Origin of the sequence: Dietzia sp. NCCP-2495, assembly GCF_026011735.1 — a bacterium.
In the GTDB taxonomy this organism is placed as follows: Bacteria; Actinomycetota; Actinomycetes; order Mycobacteriales; family Mycobacteriaceae; genus Dietzia.
In genome coordinates, this window is the sequence record NZ_BRVN01000002.1 from 252,634 (window position 1) to 268,897 (window position 16,264).

At 69.4% G+C, this 16,264-nt stretch carries 13 protein-coding genes and 1 tRNA gene; 7 read left to right on the plus strand and 7 right to left on the minus strand.

Annotation, left to right across the window (positions count from 1 at the left end):
- Positions 1-44 precede the first annotated feature (44 nt).
- Positions 45-725: an LppP/LprE family lipoprotein gene (locus OPF83_RS03415; protein WP_264885802.1), complete on the minus strand. Its 681-nt coding sequence runs from the start codon at positions 723-725 to the stop codon at positions 45-47.
- 157 nt (positions 726-882) lie between these two features.
- Here OPF83_RS03415 and OPF83_RS03420 point away from each other — a divergent pair, with 157 nt between their 5' ends.
- The 3 genes from OPF83_RS03420 to OPF83_RS03430 all read left to right on the plus strand — a co-directional run bounded on the left by OPF83_RS03420 (position 883) and on the right by OPF83_RS03430 (position 3,407).
- Positions 883-1,869: a diaminopimelate dehydrogenase gene (locus OPF83_RS03420; RefSeq protein WP_264885803.1), complete on the plus strand. Its 987-nt coding sequence runs from the start codon at positions 883-885 to the stop codon at positions 1,867-1,869.
- A gap of 2 nt (positions 1,870-1,871) precedes the next feature.
- Positions 1,872-3,278 (plus strand): carboxylesterase/lipase family protein, encoded by a 1,407-nt coding sequence (locus OPF83_RS03425; RefSeq protein ID WP_264885804.1) that lies wholly within the window; start codon positions 1,872-1,874, stop codon positions 3,276-3,278.
- Positions 3,279-3,333: 55 nt separating this feature from the next.
- A tRNA-Ile gene (locus OPF83_RS03430) sits at positions 3,334-3,407 on the plus strand.
- Positions 3,408-3,496: 89 nt separating this feature from the next.
- Here OPF83_RS03430 and OPF83_RS03435 read toward each other — a convergent pair.
- Complete coding sequence (locus tag OPF83_RS03435) at positions 3,497-4,591, minus strand: alpha/beta hydrolase (RefSeq protein WP_264885805.1); 1,095 nt, start codon at positions 4,589-4,591, stop codon at positions 3,497-3,499.
- Positions 4,592-4,650: 59 nt separating this feature from the next.
- Here OPF83_RS03435 and OPF83_RS03440 point away from each other — a divergent pair, with 59 nt between their 5' ends.
- From OPF83_RS03440 to OPF83_RS03455, 4 genes are all read left to right on the plus strand, one after another.
- On the plus strand, positions 4,651-5,565 hold the full coding sequence (locus tag OPF83_RS03440; RefSeq protein WP_264885806.1) for an ABC transporter ATP-binding protein: 915 nt from the start codon (positions 4,651-4,653) through the stop codon (positions 5,563-5,565).
- Positions 5,565-7,169, plus strand: a complete 1,605-nt coding sequence (locus tag OPF83_RS03445; protein ID WP_264885807.1) for an ABC transporter permease — start codon at positions 5,565-5,567, stop codon at positions 7,167-7,169. Before OPF83_RS03440 ends, OPF83_RS03445 begins: the two co-directional genes overlap by 1 nt.
- 44 nt (positions 7,170-7,213) lie before the next feature.
- On the plus strand, positions 7,214-8,077 hold the full coding sequence (locus OPF83_RS03450) for a serine hydrolase (protein WP_264885808.1): 864 nt from the start codon (positions 7,214-7,216) through the stop codon (positions 8,075-8,077).
- A gap of 302 nt (positions 8,078-8,379) precedes the next feature.
- Positions 8,380-8,889, plus strand: coding sequence for a DUF3145 domain-containing protein (locus OPF83_RS03455; protein WP_264885809.1), 510 nt, complete (start codon positions 8,380-8,382; stop codon positions 8,887-8,889).
- 169 nt (positions 8,890-9,058) lie between these two features.
- On the opposite strand, the gene OPF83_RS03460 is transcribed toward OPF83_RS03455, so the two are convergent.
- From OPF83_RS03460 to aceE, 5 genes are all read right to left on the minus strand, one after another.
- A complete protein-coding gene (locus OPF83_RS03460; protein ID WP_264885810.1) occupies positions 9,059-10,495 on the minus strand; it encodes an acyl-CoA carboxylase subunit beta in 1,437 nt (478 codons plus the stop codon).
- Positions 10,496-10,749: 254 nt separating this feature from the next.
- A complete protein-coding gene (gene acpM / locus OPF83_RS03465; protein ID WP_264885811.1) occupies positions 10,750-11,001 on the minus strand; it encodes a meromycolate extension acyl carrier protein AcpM in 252 nt (83 codons plus the stop codon).
- 99 nt (positions 11,002-11,100) lie between these two features.
- Positions 11,101-12,027, minus strand: coding sequence for an ACP S-malonyltransferase (locus tag OPF83_RS03470; RefSeq protein WP_264885812.1), 927 nt, complete (start codon positions 12,025-12,027; stop codon positions 11,101-11,103).
- Positions 12,028-12,170: 143 nt separating this feature from the next.
- Positions 12,171-13,436, minus strand: coding sequence for a CdaR family transcriptional regulator (locus tag OPF83_RS03475; RefSeq protein ID WP_264885813.1), 1,266 nt, complete (start codon positions 13,434-13,436; stop codon positions 12,171-12,173).
- Positions 13,433-16,228 (minus strand): pyruvate dehydrogenase (acetyl-transferring), homodimeric type, encoded by a 2,796-nt coding sequence (gene aceE, locus OPF83_RS03480; RefSeq protein ID WP_264885814.1) that lies wholly within the window; start codon positions 16,226-16,228, stop codon positions 13,433-13,435. Before aceE ends, OPF83_RS03475 begins: the two co-directional genes overlap by 4 nt.
- Positions 16,229-16,264 lie beyond the last annotated feature (36 nt).

A 16,264-nucleotide genomic window follows, 5' to 3' on the forward strand; every position in this document is an offset into this window, starting at 1 on the left:
GTCGTCTCACGTAAACGCAACACAAACGCTCGGCGCCGGCGCGATCAGCAGGCGCCGCCGGTGACCTCGTTCGGGAGCGCGCCCTCCATGTCGACCGAGGACCCGTTCCACTGGAACATGACGTTCGCGCGCCCGGACATGTCGGCGTTGCTGTCTCCCGGTTCGGGCCAGCGGTACTCCACCGACACCGACTGGTCGGTGGAGCCGATGACCTGCCCCAGGGCGTTGCACGAGATCCCCGTGCCGAGGAACTCTCCGTAGTTGTAGAGGAGCAACTGGGTCGGGGAGGACCCGGTTCCGCCCTGCGTGGCGAGTTCGGCGTAGCCGAGAGTCCCGCACAGGTTCGACGAGGAGTAGACGGTCCATCCACGGTCCGGGAAGGGCTGCGCGATGCTCGCGGCGTTCTCGGCCACCGGGACGGTCGCGGGATCGCACGGGGGAGTGGTCGGCGCGGTTGTCGTCGTCAACGTCGTCCGGGACTCCGACGTCGCGCTCGCCGTATCCGGTGCGGTAGGGGACTCACTGCTGGCTGTGACGGTGACCGTCGACGGCGCCGCCGCGGCGGAACCCGCGCCGTCCTGCGCGGCGGTCGCGTCGTCGCCACCGGCGGAACACCCTGCGAGGACCAGAGCGGCGGAGAAGACGATCCCTGTGGCGCGGAGGACCGGGGTGCCCGGACGGAGCCGGCGGTGATCTCGTCGGTGCGGTGACGTGCTCGGATCCATGACGGCTCCCGGGTGTCGAGGTGTAGGTGAACCGTATATCGGCGATCGCCGCCAGTTCCGTTAACACCGGGAGTGGCCCGGGTGGTCATCGCCCGACCCGGTGTCGCCGGAATGGCTACGCTGACACGGACCAGACCGCCACAAGGAGATTCATCGCATGACCGCCACGATTCGTATCGGAATCGCCGGATACGGCAACCTCGGCCGCGGCGTGGAGGCCGCGCTCGCACAGAACCCCGATATGACGTTGGTGGGCGTGTACACCCGTCGCGCCCCCGCGGACGTGGAGACGGTGAACCCGGACACGCCCGTGTACCCCACCGACGCGCTGGCGACGAACGACGGTTCGATCGACGTCCTCATCCTCTGCGGTGGCTCCAAGGACGACCTGCCGGTGCAGTCGCCGGAGCTGGCCTCCCGGTTCAACATCGTCGACAGCTTCGACACCCACGCCCGCATCCCCGAGCACTTCGCCGCCGTGGACGCCCCGGCCAGGGCCGCCGGCACCACCGCGCTGATCTCCGCCGGATGGGACCCCGGCATGTACTCGATCAACCGCGTGGTGGGCGAGGCGCTGCTGCCCGAGGGTGACACCTACACGTTCTGGGGCCGCGGCCTGAGCCAGGGGCACTCCGACGCCGTGCGGCGCGTGCCCGGCGTGGCTGCCGGGGTCCAGTACACGGTCCCGAGCGAGACGGCCATCTCCGCGGTCCGGGCCGGTGACCGGCCCACGCTGACCACCCGCGAGAAGCACGTCCGCGAGTGCTTCGTCGTTCTCGAGGAGGGGGCCGACCCCGAGGCGGTCCGCGAGGCGATCGTCACGATGCCGAACTACTTCGAGCCGTACGACACGACCGTCACGTTCATCTCCGCCGAGGAGCTCGCCCGCGACCACCGGGCGATGCCGCACGGCGGGTTCGTGATCCGGTCCGGCGTCACCGGTGCGGGCAACACGCAGAGCGTCGAGTACAACCTCACCCTCGGCAGCAACCCGGAGTTCACGGCCGGGGTCCTGGTGGCCTACGCGCGCGCCGTGCACCGGCTCAACACAAGCGGACAGTCGGGCGCGGTCACCGTGTTCGACATCGCCCCCGGCCTGCTCTCGCCCAAGACCCCCGAGCAACTGCGCGCCGAGGACCTGTAATCGTGACCGGTGTCGAGGTGACGCTGTCCACGGGGCGGGTCGCGGGCCGCGCGCTGGACGAGGTGAACCGCTTCCTGGGCATCCCGTACGCCGAGGATCCCGTCGGCGAGCTGCGGTTCGCGGCGCCCCGGCCGCGTTCGCCGTGGCCCGGGGTCCGCGACGCGACCAGGCCCGCGGCCACCGCCCAGCGGCTGCGCTTCGACACCGATCCCGCCATCCCCGAGCCGATCGTCGCCGGCACCGACATCCTGCACGTCGACGTCTGGGCTCCCGCGCCCGGTGCGTCCGGGCCGGACGGGGCCGGATGCCCGGTGCTGGTGTGGATCCACGGCGGCGGGTGGGAATCGGGCAGCTCCAGCCAGCCGTGGTTTGACGGGGCGACCTTCGCCCGCCGCGGGATCGTCGTGGTGTCGGTCGGGTACCGACTCGGGGTCGAGGGGTTCACCCCGTTCCCGGACGCGCCGGACAATCGCGGGATGCTCGACTGGATCGCCGCCCTGGAGTGGGTGCAGCGGGAGATCTCGGTGTTCGGTGGGGACCCCGGTCAGGTCACCGTCGCCGGACAGTCCGCCGGAGGTGGCGCCGTGCTGTGCCTGCTCGGGTCGCCGGCCGCAGCCGGGCTGTTCCACCGGGCGATCGCGTCCTCACCAGCGGTGCTGCGGGCCCCGGCGGTTCAGCCGGGAAAGGACGTCTCCGCCGCCTCGCTCGCCGCCGGTGGGGCGGGTGCCGTGGACGAGTTCCACCGCCGGCTCCGCAAGGACAACCCGTTCACGCTCCCGTTCCGTCCGGTGGTCGGTGGGGACCTCGTGCCGGAGCCGCCGCTCGAGGCGGTCGCCGGAGGCCACGCGGGACGCATCCCGCTGATGATCGGTTTCACCGCCACCGAGTTCGAGATCATCGCCGACGCGCTTCCGTGGCCGGCGCTGGTCCCCGGCGCAGCCCTCGTGGCGATGTCGCAGAAGATCCCCCGAGAGGGGCTCCGGGCGTTGGCCCGGCAGTCAGGCGGCAGATCACTCCGGCGCAGTGTCGGCGCGGTGATCGACGCCGCCGCGATCCATTCCACCGTGGCCCGGGCCGCCGAGACCCGAGCCGCCGAGGGCGATCCCACCTGGGTCTACGACTTCACCTGGGCGGAGGGGAACGGGCCCCGTCACTGCTCGGACCTCCCGTTCTTCTGGGCGGTCCCGGATGCGGAGAACGTGGAACGGTTCCTCGGCGAGCCCGCCCCGAGCTCACTCGTGGAGGCGATGCACCGATCCTGGGTCGACTTCGTGACCACCGGTGACCCGGGCTTCCCGGCGTACGAACCGGACAACCGGCAGGTGAGACAGTGGAATGACCCGCCAGCCGTCATCGGGGACGGACTCGCCGCGGTCCGCGAGGTCTGGTGGCCGGAAGGAACCGGGTGAGGCCTTGCTAGGCTTTGCCCGCGCGCACCGAGAGATCCTCGTGTGCGCTCGTCAAGGGGCTATAGCTCAGTTGGTTAGAGCCGCGGACTCATAATCCGCTGGTCGCGGGTTCGAGCCCCGCTGGCCCCACCGTGTGCCACCTGCCGGGAGCAGGTGACGATGCCCCCTGGGTCTTCCCAGGGGGCATCGATCGCTCGTGCCACAACTCCTCGCGCTGATCAGTACGCCAGACCCATACGCAGGGCCCCCACGGCCTCGAGTAGCGCGGCCCGGGCGACCGGCGAGGCCCCCACGGCGTTGACGAACGGATGCACCAGGGTCGGGTGGCGTCGCATCGACACCGGGACACCCGCATCGGACATCTTCCGGGCGTACGCCTCGCCCTCGTCCCGGAGCGGATCGAATCCGCCCGTGGCCACATAGGCCGGAGGAAGCCCAGTCAGATCCGGGGTGAGCAGTGGGGAGGCCCGCGGGTCGAGACGGTCGTCCTCAGACCGGATGTAGTTCTTCTCGTACCAGTCCATGTTCGCCTTGGTGAGGAAGAAACCCTCGCGGAAGATCTCGTAGGAGCGTGTGCGCTTGGACATGTCGGTGGCGGGGACGAACAGCAGCTGGAAGTCCGGCATCGTCTCGCCGGCGTCCCGCGTCACCTGGCAGACGACCGTGGCGAGATTACCGCCGGCGCTGTCGCCGCCCACCGCGATGCGGGCCGGGTCCACGCCGAGGGTGGCGGCGTAGTCGCGGACGTACCGGAACGCGGCCACGCAGTCCTCTACGGGCGTGGGGAACGTGAACTCGGGGGCGAGGCGGTAGTCCACGCTGATGACCTTGAGACCGCCCTCGCGCGCGAGGAAGCGGCAGGTGGAGTCGTGCGAGTCGATACTGCCCAGCGTCCATCCGCCACCGTGGAAGTAGATCAGCGTGGGTTGCGGCTCGTCGGTGGCCACGGCGGAGTAGACGCGCGCGGGGAGGTCGGCGCGGGCGGGATCGTCACCCGCGAGGGGCAGGACGATGTCGGTGACGACGGCGAGGTCGATCTCGGTGCCCGCGGCGGTGAACGCCGACCGCTCGACGGTCTCGCGCGCCTCGGGGACGGGCAGCTCCTCGTACTCGGCCTCGGCCCGCAGGGCGATCACCTTGAGTCCGGCCTGGAAGTGCGTATCCAGTGTCTGGCCGTCCACCTTCTTCGGAGCTCCCGCAACCAGACGGATCACCGAGGCGGGCAGATTTCCCGCTGCCGCCATGGCGGACCTGGTGAGGCGGTCAGCGGTGCTCGGGATGTAGGTGCGATGGCCGGACATCGATGTGCTCATAGCCACATTGTGCAGTGGAACACGTGGACAATGGGGGCACATCGTTCAAGGAGCTGGTCATGCGTTCAGATGCAGAGCCCGTCGTGAACGTCCGGGGCCTGGTCAAGTCCTTCGGCAAGACCCGGGCACTGGACGGACTGGAACTCGAGGTCCGACCGGGCGAGGTGCACGGGTTCCTCGGTCCCAACGGGGCGGGCAAGTCCACGACCATTCGAGTCTTGTTGGGCCTGATCCGGGCCGATGCAGGTGAGGCACGCGTCTTCGGCGCCGATCCGTGGTCGGAGGCGGTGTCGCTGCACTCGCGCATCGCCTATGTTCCCGGCGACGTGACCCTGTGGCCACGGCTGACCGGAGGACAGTGCATCGACGTCCTCGGTCGGGCCCTCGGTGGCGTGGACAGGGCCCGCCGCGACGAACTGATCCGTCGGTTCCGGCTGGATCCCACCACAAGGACGCGCGACTACTCCAAGGGCAACAGGCAGAAGGTCTCCCTCGTCGCCGCCCTCGCGTCGGATGCCGACCTGCTTGTCTTGGACGAGCCCACGTCGGGACTGGATCCGCTCATGGAGCAGGAGTTCCAACACTGCGTCCGCGAGGCCGTCGACTGGGGGGCGACGGTGTTGCTGTCCAGCCACATCATGGGCGAGGTCGAGGCACTCGCGGACCGGGTGAGCATCATCCGTGAGGGGCGGACGGTTAGTTCCGGCACGCTCGCCGAGCTCCGCCGTCACACGACCACCGAGGTCCACGCGGTGACCGACACGGAGCCCCGGGGGATCGAGCGGGTCGACGGGATCGACGGCCTGCGGATCGACCCCGCCGGCGACGGGCGGAGCGAGATCCGCTGCCACGTGGCCGCGTCCGGGCTCGGCGAGGTCACCGGGATCCTGCACACCGCGGGCATCCACACCCTCACCGCCACGCCGCCGAGCCTTGACGATCTCTTCCTCAGCGCCTACGCCGGGACAGCGTAATGTCCGCCCCCGGCACACGCACAGGGACGTCGCCGTTCGCGGGCAACGGGCTGATGGCCCGGATCGCGCTGACCACCGGCGGGCTGCGCTGCGTGCTCTGGGTGCTCGGTCCGACCCTGCTCTACCTCGTCACCGCGGCCTCGATCGCCGCGCTGTACGACACCCCAGAGAAAGTGGCCACCTACGGGGCGTCGATCGGCGACTCGATGATCATGCTCACCGGTCGCATCGCGGGACTCGACACCCTCGGTGGGCTCCTGGCCAACGAGTTCGCCTCGGTGGCGAGCTTCGCGATCCCGATCATGGCGATCGCGCTCACCGTGGGGTTCACCCGGAAAGAGGAGGAGTCCGGCCGGACTGAACTCCTCACGGCCGGCAGGGTCGGGCGGCTCGCCCCGACGGCGGCAGGACTCGTCGTCGTCACCGGGATCTTCGTCGTGCTGGGCGCGGCGATCTGGGCGGTGACCCTCGGCTTCGAGGTGGACCGGCGCGGCGCGGCCCTGTACGCCGCGTCGCTGGTGACCACGGGCTGGGTCTACACCGCGGCGACCGCTGTCCTGGCGCAGGTGTTCGCGCACGCCCGCACCGTGTGGCTCGGCGCCCTGACGCTGTTCGGCGTCACGCTCGCCACCCGCGGGGTCGGGGATCTCCGGCGCAGCTGGCTGAGCTGGACCTCACCACTGGGCTGGCAGGGACAGGTCCGCCCCTTCGGCGACCCGTCGCCCGCCGGACTCGTCGTGGCCGTGGTGGCGACCGTGGGACTCGCCGCACTCGCATTGTGGCTCGCCGGTAGACGGGACGTCGGCGCCGGACTCGTACCACCCCGCACCGGACCCGCCGCGGCCACGCGCTGGCGCGCCTCCGCGGCGGGTACGGCCGTCCATCAGCACCTCGGCGCGACCGTCGCCTGGACGATCGGCGTGGTGGCGCTGATGGGGCTGTACGGCGGGCTGATGAACATCGTGGTGGAGGCGATCCGGTCCAACCCGGCACTCGCGGTGTTCCTCGGTGACGCCGGGTCGATCGTCGACTCGATCGTGCAGATGCTGCTCGTCTTTGTCGGATTCCTCGGGGCCGCCTACGCACTGCAGGCCCTCGGCGGGCTGCGCGGGGAGGAGACCACCGGACGGTTGGAAGTGCTGCTCGCCCCCGGACGGAGCCGGAGCGCCTGGCTTGCCGCGCACACCGCGGTGGTGCTGACCGGCACCGTCGTCGTGGTCATCGCCGGATCGGCAGCGTTCGCCGTGTCCTCGGCGGCTGTCCTCGGCGACCCCGCACTCGTCGGGCGGATCCTCGGTGCGGGTGCGTGGCAGGCCGTCGCCGCGGTCAGCGTCGCCGCCCTGTCGATCGGGCTGTTCGGGATGATCCCGCGGTTGCAGGCGCTCGCGTGGGTGGTGTTCGCCGTCGCCGTCGTCGTCACCTTCACGGGGCCGTCGCTGCGCCTCACCGCAGACCAGATGCGACTGTCGCCCTTCGGTGCGGTGGGCACCGCACCCACCGGCCCCGTCGATGTGACCGGCGTCGTGGTCCTGCTCGCGGTGAGCACCGCCCTCGTCACGGTGGGGCTCCTCGGATTCCGGCGCCGGGACGTACCGAAGACCTGACAGACTGGCCCCACCGGCACACCCACACCGTCAGGGAGGACACGATGTCGCAGGACCAGCTGGAGAAGGCGCTCGCCACCGTCGAGGACTGGCCCGTCGACTCCGTGTCGGCGGCGGTCGTCGGACCCGACGGCGCACTGGCCGTCCACGGCGACGAGGACCGCGTCTACCGGCTGGCCTCGGTCACCAAGCCGATCGTCGCCCTCGCCGCACTGCTCGCGGTCGAGGAGGAGGCCATCTCACTCGACGATCCGGCCGGGCCCGACGGATCGACCGTGCGGCACCTGCTCGCCCACGCCTCGGGGCTCGACTTCGCCGACCGGGACAAGGTCCGTAGCGGGCCGGGGGAGCGGCGCATCTACTCCTCGGCCGGCTTCGAGGTGCTCGCCGACCACATCGCCGACGCCACCGGGATCGCGTTCCCCGACTACCTCGGCGAGGCAGTGTGCCAGCCGCTCGGCATGAGCTCCACCACGCTCGAGGGGTCCGCCGGGCACGGCGCGTCGGGCAGCCTCGCCGATCTCGTGGCGTTCGCGCGCGAGCTCGTCGCGCCCCGGCTGCTCGCACCCGAGACCCTCACCGAGGCCGTCGCCGAGCAGTTCGTCGGGCTGGACGGGATCGTGCCCGGATACGGGATGCAGAAGCCGTGCCCGTGGGGTCTGGGGTTCGAGTTGCGCGGGGCCAAGCACCCGCACTGGACCGGGCAGCACAACTCGCCGGCCACGTTCGGTCACTTCGGACAGTCGGGGACCCTGTTGTGGGTCGGACCGGAGATCCGCACCGCGCTCGTGGTGCTCACCGACCGCGATTTCGGCGACTGGGCCAAGCCTTTGTGGCCGGAGCTGTCCGATCGGGTCATCCACGCCGCCACCGGACGGACACGGAGCGAGGACGCGCTCGGCGGCTGACCGGGCGACCTCTTCGGTTACCGGCTCGGCGACTTGCCCAGCTACTGGCTCGGCGACCGACCGGGCGTCCGGCCCCGCTGCTGTCTCGTTAACTGACCGGCGACTGACCGGGCGACACGCCGCGGCGTGAGCATTTCCGGGCAATCCCGGTGCTGTAGCTTTGCTGAGAATCCAGAAGTGTCACTGGTGTAAGTCGATCACTTGGGGCACAGTGGTAATCAACAACAACATAAGCAACATCATTCACGCGATGTCACGAGGTCGTTGGGGAAGACGTCCCTCAGTGAGTCGGGAGTGAAGTGATGTCTGACCTTAACCATTTCGCGGATACGACGACCGGCGTGGTGTTCATCCACGCGGCGCCTACCGCGTTGTGCCCACACGTCGAATGGGCTCTCGCGAGCATCCTCGACGCGTCATCAGCCATGCGCTGGGAAGACCAGCCGGCCCAACCCGGAGCCCGAAAGGCCATCGTGGACTGGATCGGTCCGGTCGGGACCGGCGCACGGCTCGCTGACGCATTGGCGAAGTGGTCCATGTTGGCCTTCGAGGTCACCGAGGACCCGAGCGATCTCGTCGACGGCGAACGTTTCTCGCACACTCCCGAGTTGGGGATGTGGCGCGGGCAGACCGGCGCCAGCGGCGACGTGGTGCTGGGCGAGAACCGCCTCCGGCACCTCATGGCCGACGGCCCCGCCGCCTTCTACGCAGCAGTCGAGACCGAGCTCGGGACGGCCTGGGACCGAGCCCTCGAGCCGCTCCGTGGGCATCCGACCTCCGCGGAGGTCACCTGGCTCTCGCGCGTCGGCTGATACCGCGCGCCGCGTCCAGGCGCTGAACTCGGGCCTCCGCTCCCGCCGGGTACCGGCGTCGGTGTCCACTCCCTTTCCGGCTCCCGCTCCGACGACAACGCCCGCCCCGCCATCAGGCGGGGCGGGCGTTGTCGTCCGTACGGGCAATCCGACCTCCGGTCGGGTCAGATCACAGCGGGATGTTCTTGTGATGACCGCGGGTGTGCGCGGCGGCACTGAGGGCCTCGGCGAGACGACGACGGGTGTCGGTCGGCTCGATGACCTCGTCCACCACGCCGATCGACATGGCGCGGCCCACGCCACCCGCGATCGCCGCGTGCTCCTCGGCCAGGCGCTCGTGGAGCTCCTCGCGCTCGGACTCCGGCGCGGCGGCGAGGGTGCGCTTGTGCAGGATGCCCACAGCGGCCTTGGCGCCCATCACGGCGACCTCGGCGTCAGGCCACGCGAACACGGCCGAGGCGCCGAGGGCACGCGAGTTCATGGCGATGTAGGCGCCACCGTAGATCTTGCGGGTCACCAGGGTGACGCGCGCGACCGACGCCTCGGCGAACGCGTGGAGGAGCTTGGCGCCGCGACGGACCACGCCCTCCCACTCCTGCGAGACGCCCGGCAGGTACCCCGGGACGTCGACGATCACCAAAAGGGGGATGCCGAAGGCATTGCAGAGGCGGACGAAGCGAGAGGCCTTCTCCGCCGACTCAGAGTTGAGGCAGCCACCCAGGCGGAGCGGGTTGTTGGCGATCACGCCCACGGATCGACCGGCGATGCGGCCGAAGCCCACGACGATGCTGGGGGCCCACTTGGCCTGGAGCTCCTCGAACGTCGTGCTGCCGTCGAGCTCCGACGAGTCCAGGATCCCGTGCACGAGCGGGCGCACGTCGTAGGCGCGCTTGGGGGACTCGGGCAGCAGGCCGGCGAGGTCCGTGTGATCGGACTCGAGGGCGTGGTCGTCGAACTCGCCCTGATCAGACATCAGGGACACGAGGCGACGTGCCCGGTGCAGGGCGTCCCGCTCGTCGTCGGCGGCGATGTGGCACACGCCTGACTTGCGGTGGTGGACGTCCTGGCCACCGAGGCCGTCCATGTCGACCTGCTCACCCGTGACGTCGCGGACCACGGCGGGTCCGGTCACGAAGACCTTTCCGGCCGGGGCCATGATGACGACGTCAGTGAGGGCGGGGCCGTAGGCGGCACCGCCGGCGGCCGGGCCCAGGACGACGGAGATCTGCGGGACGAGGCCCGACGCGCGGACCATGGCCTCGAAGACGAGTCCCACCGCGTGCAGGGCTTCGACGCCCTCGGCGAGGCGGGCGCCGCCCGAGTGCCACACACCCACGACAGGGAGCTGCTCGTCGATGGCGATGTCGATCGCCTTGACGATGTGGCGGCAACCGTCGAGTCCCATCGCGCCGCCCATGACGGTGGCGTCCGTGGCGTAGGCGATGGTGGCGACGCCGTCGATGAGCCCGCGCGCGGCGAGTGCACCCGAGGCGTCGGGCTCGGTGATGAATTCGAGAGAAGCGGGATCGAAGAGGTTCTCGAGCCGGACGACGGGGTCGCGCGGATCGATCTCGGTGTTGTGGTCCACGGTGCTGGTGATGGTCATGAGTGCAGTCCTTTCCTTGGCGCACGTCCCGCTGAGGGAGAGCGCGCCGTAAACGGACCCCCGGACTGGCTGGTGGGCGATCTCCCGAATCGGGACCCCTCCCGATCCGGGATTCATACCCGGCGTCCCGCTTGAAGCGGGTCGATGTGGTGGTTCACCCCGCACTGCGGGAGTGGGGACGCGGACTCGACATGGTGCACCGACCGCACCTTCGGTCCTTGACGCGTCCCCGCTCTCGCCAGCGGAGTGGGTTGTCAGTTCTGGTCGATCTTCTGGATGTAGTCGACCGCATCCTGCACGGTACGCAACTTCGCGAGGTCCTCGTCGGGGATCTCGACCCCGTAGCGGTCCTCGGTCTGGACGGCGATCTCCACCATGGAGAGCGAATCGATGTCGAGATCGTCGACGAAAGACTTCTCGAGCGTGACCTCAGAAGGCTCGATGCCGGTGACCTCTTCGACGATCTCGGCGAGTCCTGCGATGATCTCGGCCTCGGTGCGTGCCATGTGGTGTCCTTTCAGATGGGTTGTGCCACACCCGGCGGGCGGGGCAAACGACATGGGGCGATCGCCAGCGGGTGCTGGCTCTCGTGGTGATGTGGTGGTCTAGGAGCCGGTGAGGGCGGGAACGGCGTCGAGCGCCTGCTCGAGATCCTCGGGGGCGGTCAGCCCGTACCTGGGTACCTCACGCATCATGCGCTTGGCCAGTCCGACGAGCGCCCCGGACGGGGGGAGCTCGACGAAGGTGTCGACCCCACGCTTGAGCATCGTCTGCGTGCACAGGTCCCAGCGGACGGGGCTGGTGATCTGCGAGACGATCCGGTCGAGCGCGTCGTGGCCGGAGGTGACGGCGATCCCGTCGGCGTTGGACAGCAGGGTCAACTTCGGATCCCGGACCTCGATGCCAGCCGCGAGCTCGCGCACCTCGTCCACGGCGGACGCCATGAAGCTGGTGTGGAACGCGCCCGCCACGTCGAGGCGGCGAAGCCGGGCACGGCTCGGCGGGTTCTTCTCCAGGGCGTCGCAGGCCTCCAGCGGGCCGGCCGCGACGATCTGTCCCGCGCCGTTGCGGTTGGCGGGGGTCAGTCCGGCGGTCTCGAGAGCCATCAGGACGTCCGCCTCGACGCCGCCGAGGACGGCGATCATCCCGGTGGGCCGGTCGGCGCACGCGCGAGACATGGCGGCCCCACGCACGGAGGCCAGACGGAGGGCGTCGGACTCGGAGATGACCCCGGCGATCGCGAGAGCGGCCACCTCGCCGATGGAGTGGCCGGCGACGATGGTGTCAGCGGGTACCTGGCCGCGTCGACGGAGCTCTGCGGCACCGAGAAGTGCGGCGGCCACCACGAGTGGCTGGGTCACCGCGGTGTCGGTGATGTCCTGCAGGGTCGCGGTGGTACCCAGTCGCTCGAGGTCGAGTCCGCTGGCGGCGGACCACTCATCGAGACGGGACTGAGCGCCGGGCAGTTCGAGCCACGGGGCGAGCATTCCGGCTTTCTGGGACCCTTGTCCGGGAGCAGTAAGGCAAAGCACGGTTATCAGACAACACCCCCCAGCCCCGTTCGGATGATGTTCTGGAAGCCAGAAACAGTATCGACATTTTGTAGTGTTCCCACAAAATCCGAGCTGACTGGCGCTCCATCTGTGCTGGCGTCGATTTCGTTACACGGTGTGACTCAAGTGACTATTTGATTCTCCTGAGAGCGACGCTCGTCGAACTTCCCGAGAACGAGGGCGATTCGGAGGACAAAAGCGTCCCTCGCGTTGAGTGGATCGTAGGCAGTGATCTGGCTCACTCTTTTCAAGCGGTAGCGCACGGTATTGGGATGGACGTACAACTCGCGAGCGCATTTCTCGACGTGTCCGCCGGAGTCGAGATAGGCCCGCAGGGTGTCCTCGACGGACGAATCCGCTCCGCGGAGGGGGGTGACGACGCGTTCGACGAGGGTGGCCGCCGCTCCGCGGTCGCCACCCAGGACGCGTTCCGGCAGGAGGTCCATCGCTGCCACCGGCCGCGGAGCTCCGGGCCAGCCGCCGACCGCCGCCGCACCGGAGAGCGCTTCGGCCGCGCTGTCCGGTGCGTCGACGAGCGAGCTGACAGTGTGACCGTGGACGATCGGTGATCCGGGGGAGAAGGCTTCGAGTACGGCGGCGGGGATCGTCACCGACGACTCGAGTTCGCCGGAGAGGATCACCACCAGACGGGAGCCCTGCACCACGGCAAGGGCGTGCCGGCCGGAGTTGATCGCGGCGTTATGGACCGCCGCGACGGACTCCAGGCCGATCTCGTCGCAGGGTGTCCCGATGATGACGGTCGCCGCCGTGGTGGGGTCCCAGTTGAGCGCCGAGGCGCCCGAGGTGAGATCGGCGTGCCGGTCACCGCGGACCACGGCGTCGACGATCATGGCCTCCATGCGGGTGTCCCACGCGCCGCGGTTCTCGGCGGCCGCCGCGTAGACGGAGGCGGCGGTGAACCCGAGTTCCCGGCCGAACTTGAGCACCGCGGCGATCATCAGGCCCCGCTGCCGCTCGTTGTGGGTGATCCGCGGCATCACCAACTCGAAGTACTCGAGGGTCGAACGCACGAGTTGGACCGTCTGTTGCAGTGTCAGGCCCTGCCCCAGCCCCTTGGGGAGGAGTTTGAACCCGGCGATCGTGTCCGTGTGCTGGGCCTCCGGATTGCGCATCCACGTGACGAAGTCCCGCACCGCGCTCTGGATGATGAGTTGGATCTCCGCCCGCTGGTCCGCCGACAGCTCGGCGAAGAACGGTAGCTCCTGCTCCAGTGCGCGGACAGCCTCCGTCGACAGGGTCCCCGAGTACCGGGTGATGCGCTTGAGCAGGGCGTCCGACACGGGGCGCTGATCCGGCGGCGTGGCGGCCCGCCGCCGGATCGTCTGGTGCGCCTGTGTCCCGGTCTCGGGGTCGGTCGGTTCGGTCACGCCACTCCGGGGTCCGTCGTCGGTTCGGGAGCCGCCATCACGTCGTCGATCTTGTAGAGGCGCGCGGCCTCGAGCAGGGTTCGCTTCTCGATGGAGCCCTCACGAGCGAGGCCCGCGAGAACAGCAACGATAATCGACTCGGTGTCGGTGTTGAAGAACCTGCGGGCGGCGGGGCGGGTGTCGGAGAAGCCGAACCCGTCACAGCCCAGGACCGTGAAGTCGCCCGGAACCCAGGCGCGGATCTGATCCGGCACGGCCTTCTGGAAGTCGCTCACCGCGACCTTCGGGCCGGGGGAATCAGCCAGCGCGGCCGCGACGAACGGGGTCCTCGGCTGCTGGTCCGGGTGGCGCAGCGCGTGACGCTCGCAGGCGAAACCGTCACGGGCGAGCTCGGTCCACGACGTCGCCGACCACAGATCGGCGGCCACATCCCACTTCTCGGCGAGGATCTCCTGGGCCTGTACGGCCGCGTACATGGACACACCGGAGGCGAGGATCGACGCCGTGTGGGTGCCCTTGTCGGCCTTGCGGAAGCGGTAGAGGCCACGCAGCAGCGCGTCGGCGTCCAGGTCCTCGGGCTCCGCCGGCTGCGGGACGGGCTCGTTGTACAGGGTGATGTAGTACGAGACGTTGCGGTCGATGCCGTCCGTGTCCGTCTCGTGCGCGGCCCCCGGACCGTACATGCGCTCGATACCGGCACGGACGATGTGTGCGACCTCGTACCCGAACGCCGGGTCGTAGGAGAGTATCCCCGGGTTGGTGGCGGCGAGCAGCGGCGAGTGACCGTCCATGTGCTGGAGGCCTTCGCCGGTGAGGGTGGTGCGGCCGGCGGTGGCGCCCAGCAGGAAGCCGCGGGCCAACTGGTCCGACGCGGCCCAGATCCCGTCACCGGTGCGCTGGAACCCGAACATTGAATAGAAGATGTAGAGCGGGATCATGGGCTCGCCGTGCGTGGCGTACGCGGTTCCGGCGGCGGTGAACTCGGCGACGGAACCAGCCTCACTGATGCCCTCGTGCATGATCTGGCCGTCCTTGGCCTCTTTGTAGCTCAGCATGAGGTCGTGGTCCACGGACGTGTAGTTCTGCCCATGCGGGTTGTAGATCTTCAGTGTCGGGAACCAGGAGTCCATACCGAACGTGCGGGCCTCGTCCGGGATGATCGGCACGAACCGATCCTTGAGGTTCTCGTCACGCATGAGCTCGCGCACCGTCCGCACCAGGGCCATGGTTGTGGCGACCGCCTGCTTGCCCGAACCCTTGCGGAGTGAACCGAGGTCGTCGATGGAGGGCACATTCAGCGGCGTGAACGTCTGCCGCCGCTCCGGAACGTGTCCGCCGAGTTCGCTACGCCTGTCGAGCATGTAGCGGATCTCCGGCGAGTTGGGGCCGGGGTTGTAGTAGGGCGGTTGCGTCGGGTCCGCCTCGAGCTCCTCGTCGGTGATGGGGATCTGCTGGTTGTCGCGGAACAACTTGAGGTCGTCCAGCGTCAGCTTCTTCATCTGGTGCGTCGCGTTGCGGCCCTCGAAGTTCTGTCCGAGCCCGAAGCCCTTGATCGTGTGCGCGAGGATCACCGTGGGCTGGCCCTTGTGCTCCAGGGCGGCCTTGTAGGCGGCGTGGATCTTCCGGTAGTCGTGGCCACCGCGGCGCAGTGCCCAGATCTCCTCGTCGGTCATGTCCTCGACGAGCTTCGCGGTACGCGGGTCACGTCCGAAGAAGTGCTCGCGGATCCAGGCACCGTCGTTGGCGCGGAAGGTCTGGTAGTCGCCGTCGGTGACGGAGTTCATCAGGGAGACGAGCGCCCCCTCGGTGTCCTTCGCGAACAGCTTGTCCCACTCCCGGCCCCACACGACCTTGATGACGTTCCAGCCGGCGCCGCGGAAGTAGGACTCCAGCTCCTGGACGATCTGACCGTTACCGCGGACCGGACCGTCGAGGCGCTGGAGGTTGCAGTTGATGACGAAGGTGAGGTTGTCGAGCGCGTCGTTCGCGGCGACCTGGAGGGCGCCACGCGAATCAACCTCGTCCATCTCGCCGTCGCCGAGGAACGCCCACACGTGCTGCTGAGAGGTGTCGGTTATACCGCGGTTGTGGAGGTACCGGTTGAACCGGGCCTGGAAGATCGCGTTCAGCGGGCCCAGGCCCATCGACACGGTGGGGAACTCCCAGAACTCCGGCAGGCACCGGGGGTGGGGGTAGGAGGGTAGGGAGCGACCGGGGTGGCTCTTCTCCTGGCGGAAGCCGTCCAGGTCGTGCTCGCGGAGGCGGCCCTCGAGGTAGGCGCGTGCGTACATGCCGGGGGAGGCGTGGCCCTGGAAGAAGACGTGGTCGCCGCCACCGGGGTGGTCCTTGCCCCGGAAGAAGTGGTTGTAGCCCACCTCGTACAGCGGGGCGGCGCCCGCGTAGGTCGAGATGTGACCGCCCACGCCGATGCCGGGGCGCTGCGCACGGTGCACCATGATCGCCGCGTTCCAGCGGATCCACCGGCGGTAGGTCCGCTCCACGGCCTCGTCGCCGGGGAACTCGGGCTCGAGTTGGGTCGGGATGGTGTTGACGTAGTCAGAGGACGTAAGCGCGGGAAGGGGAACACGCTGCTTGGACGCCCGCTCGAGGAGTTGGAGCATGAGGTAGCGGGCACGCTCCGGGCCGGCCTCGGCGAGCAGACCGTCCAGCGAGTCCATCCACTCCTGGGTCTCCTCCGGGTCCGTGTCGGTGAGATAGGAGGCGACTCCCTCCCGGAGGATCGGCACGTTGCTCGGCACGGACGTGTCCCGGGGGCCGGAATTGCTGGTCATGCTTGTCGTCCTCACTTCTACGGACTGGACGCTGGG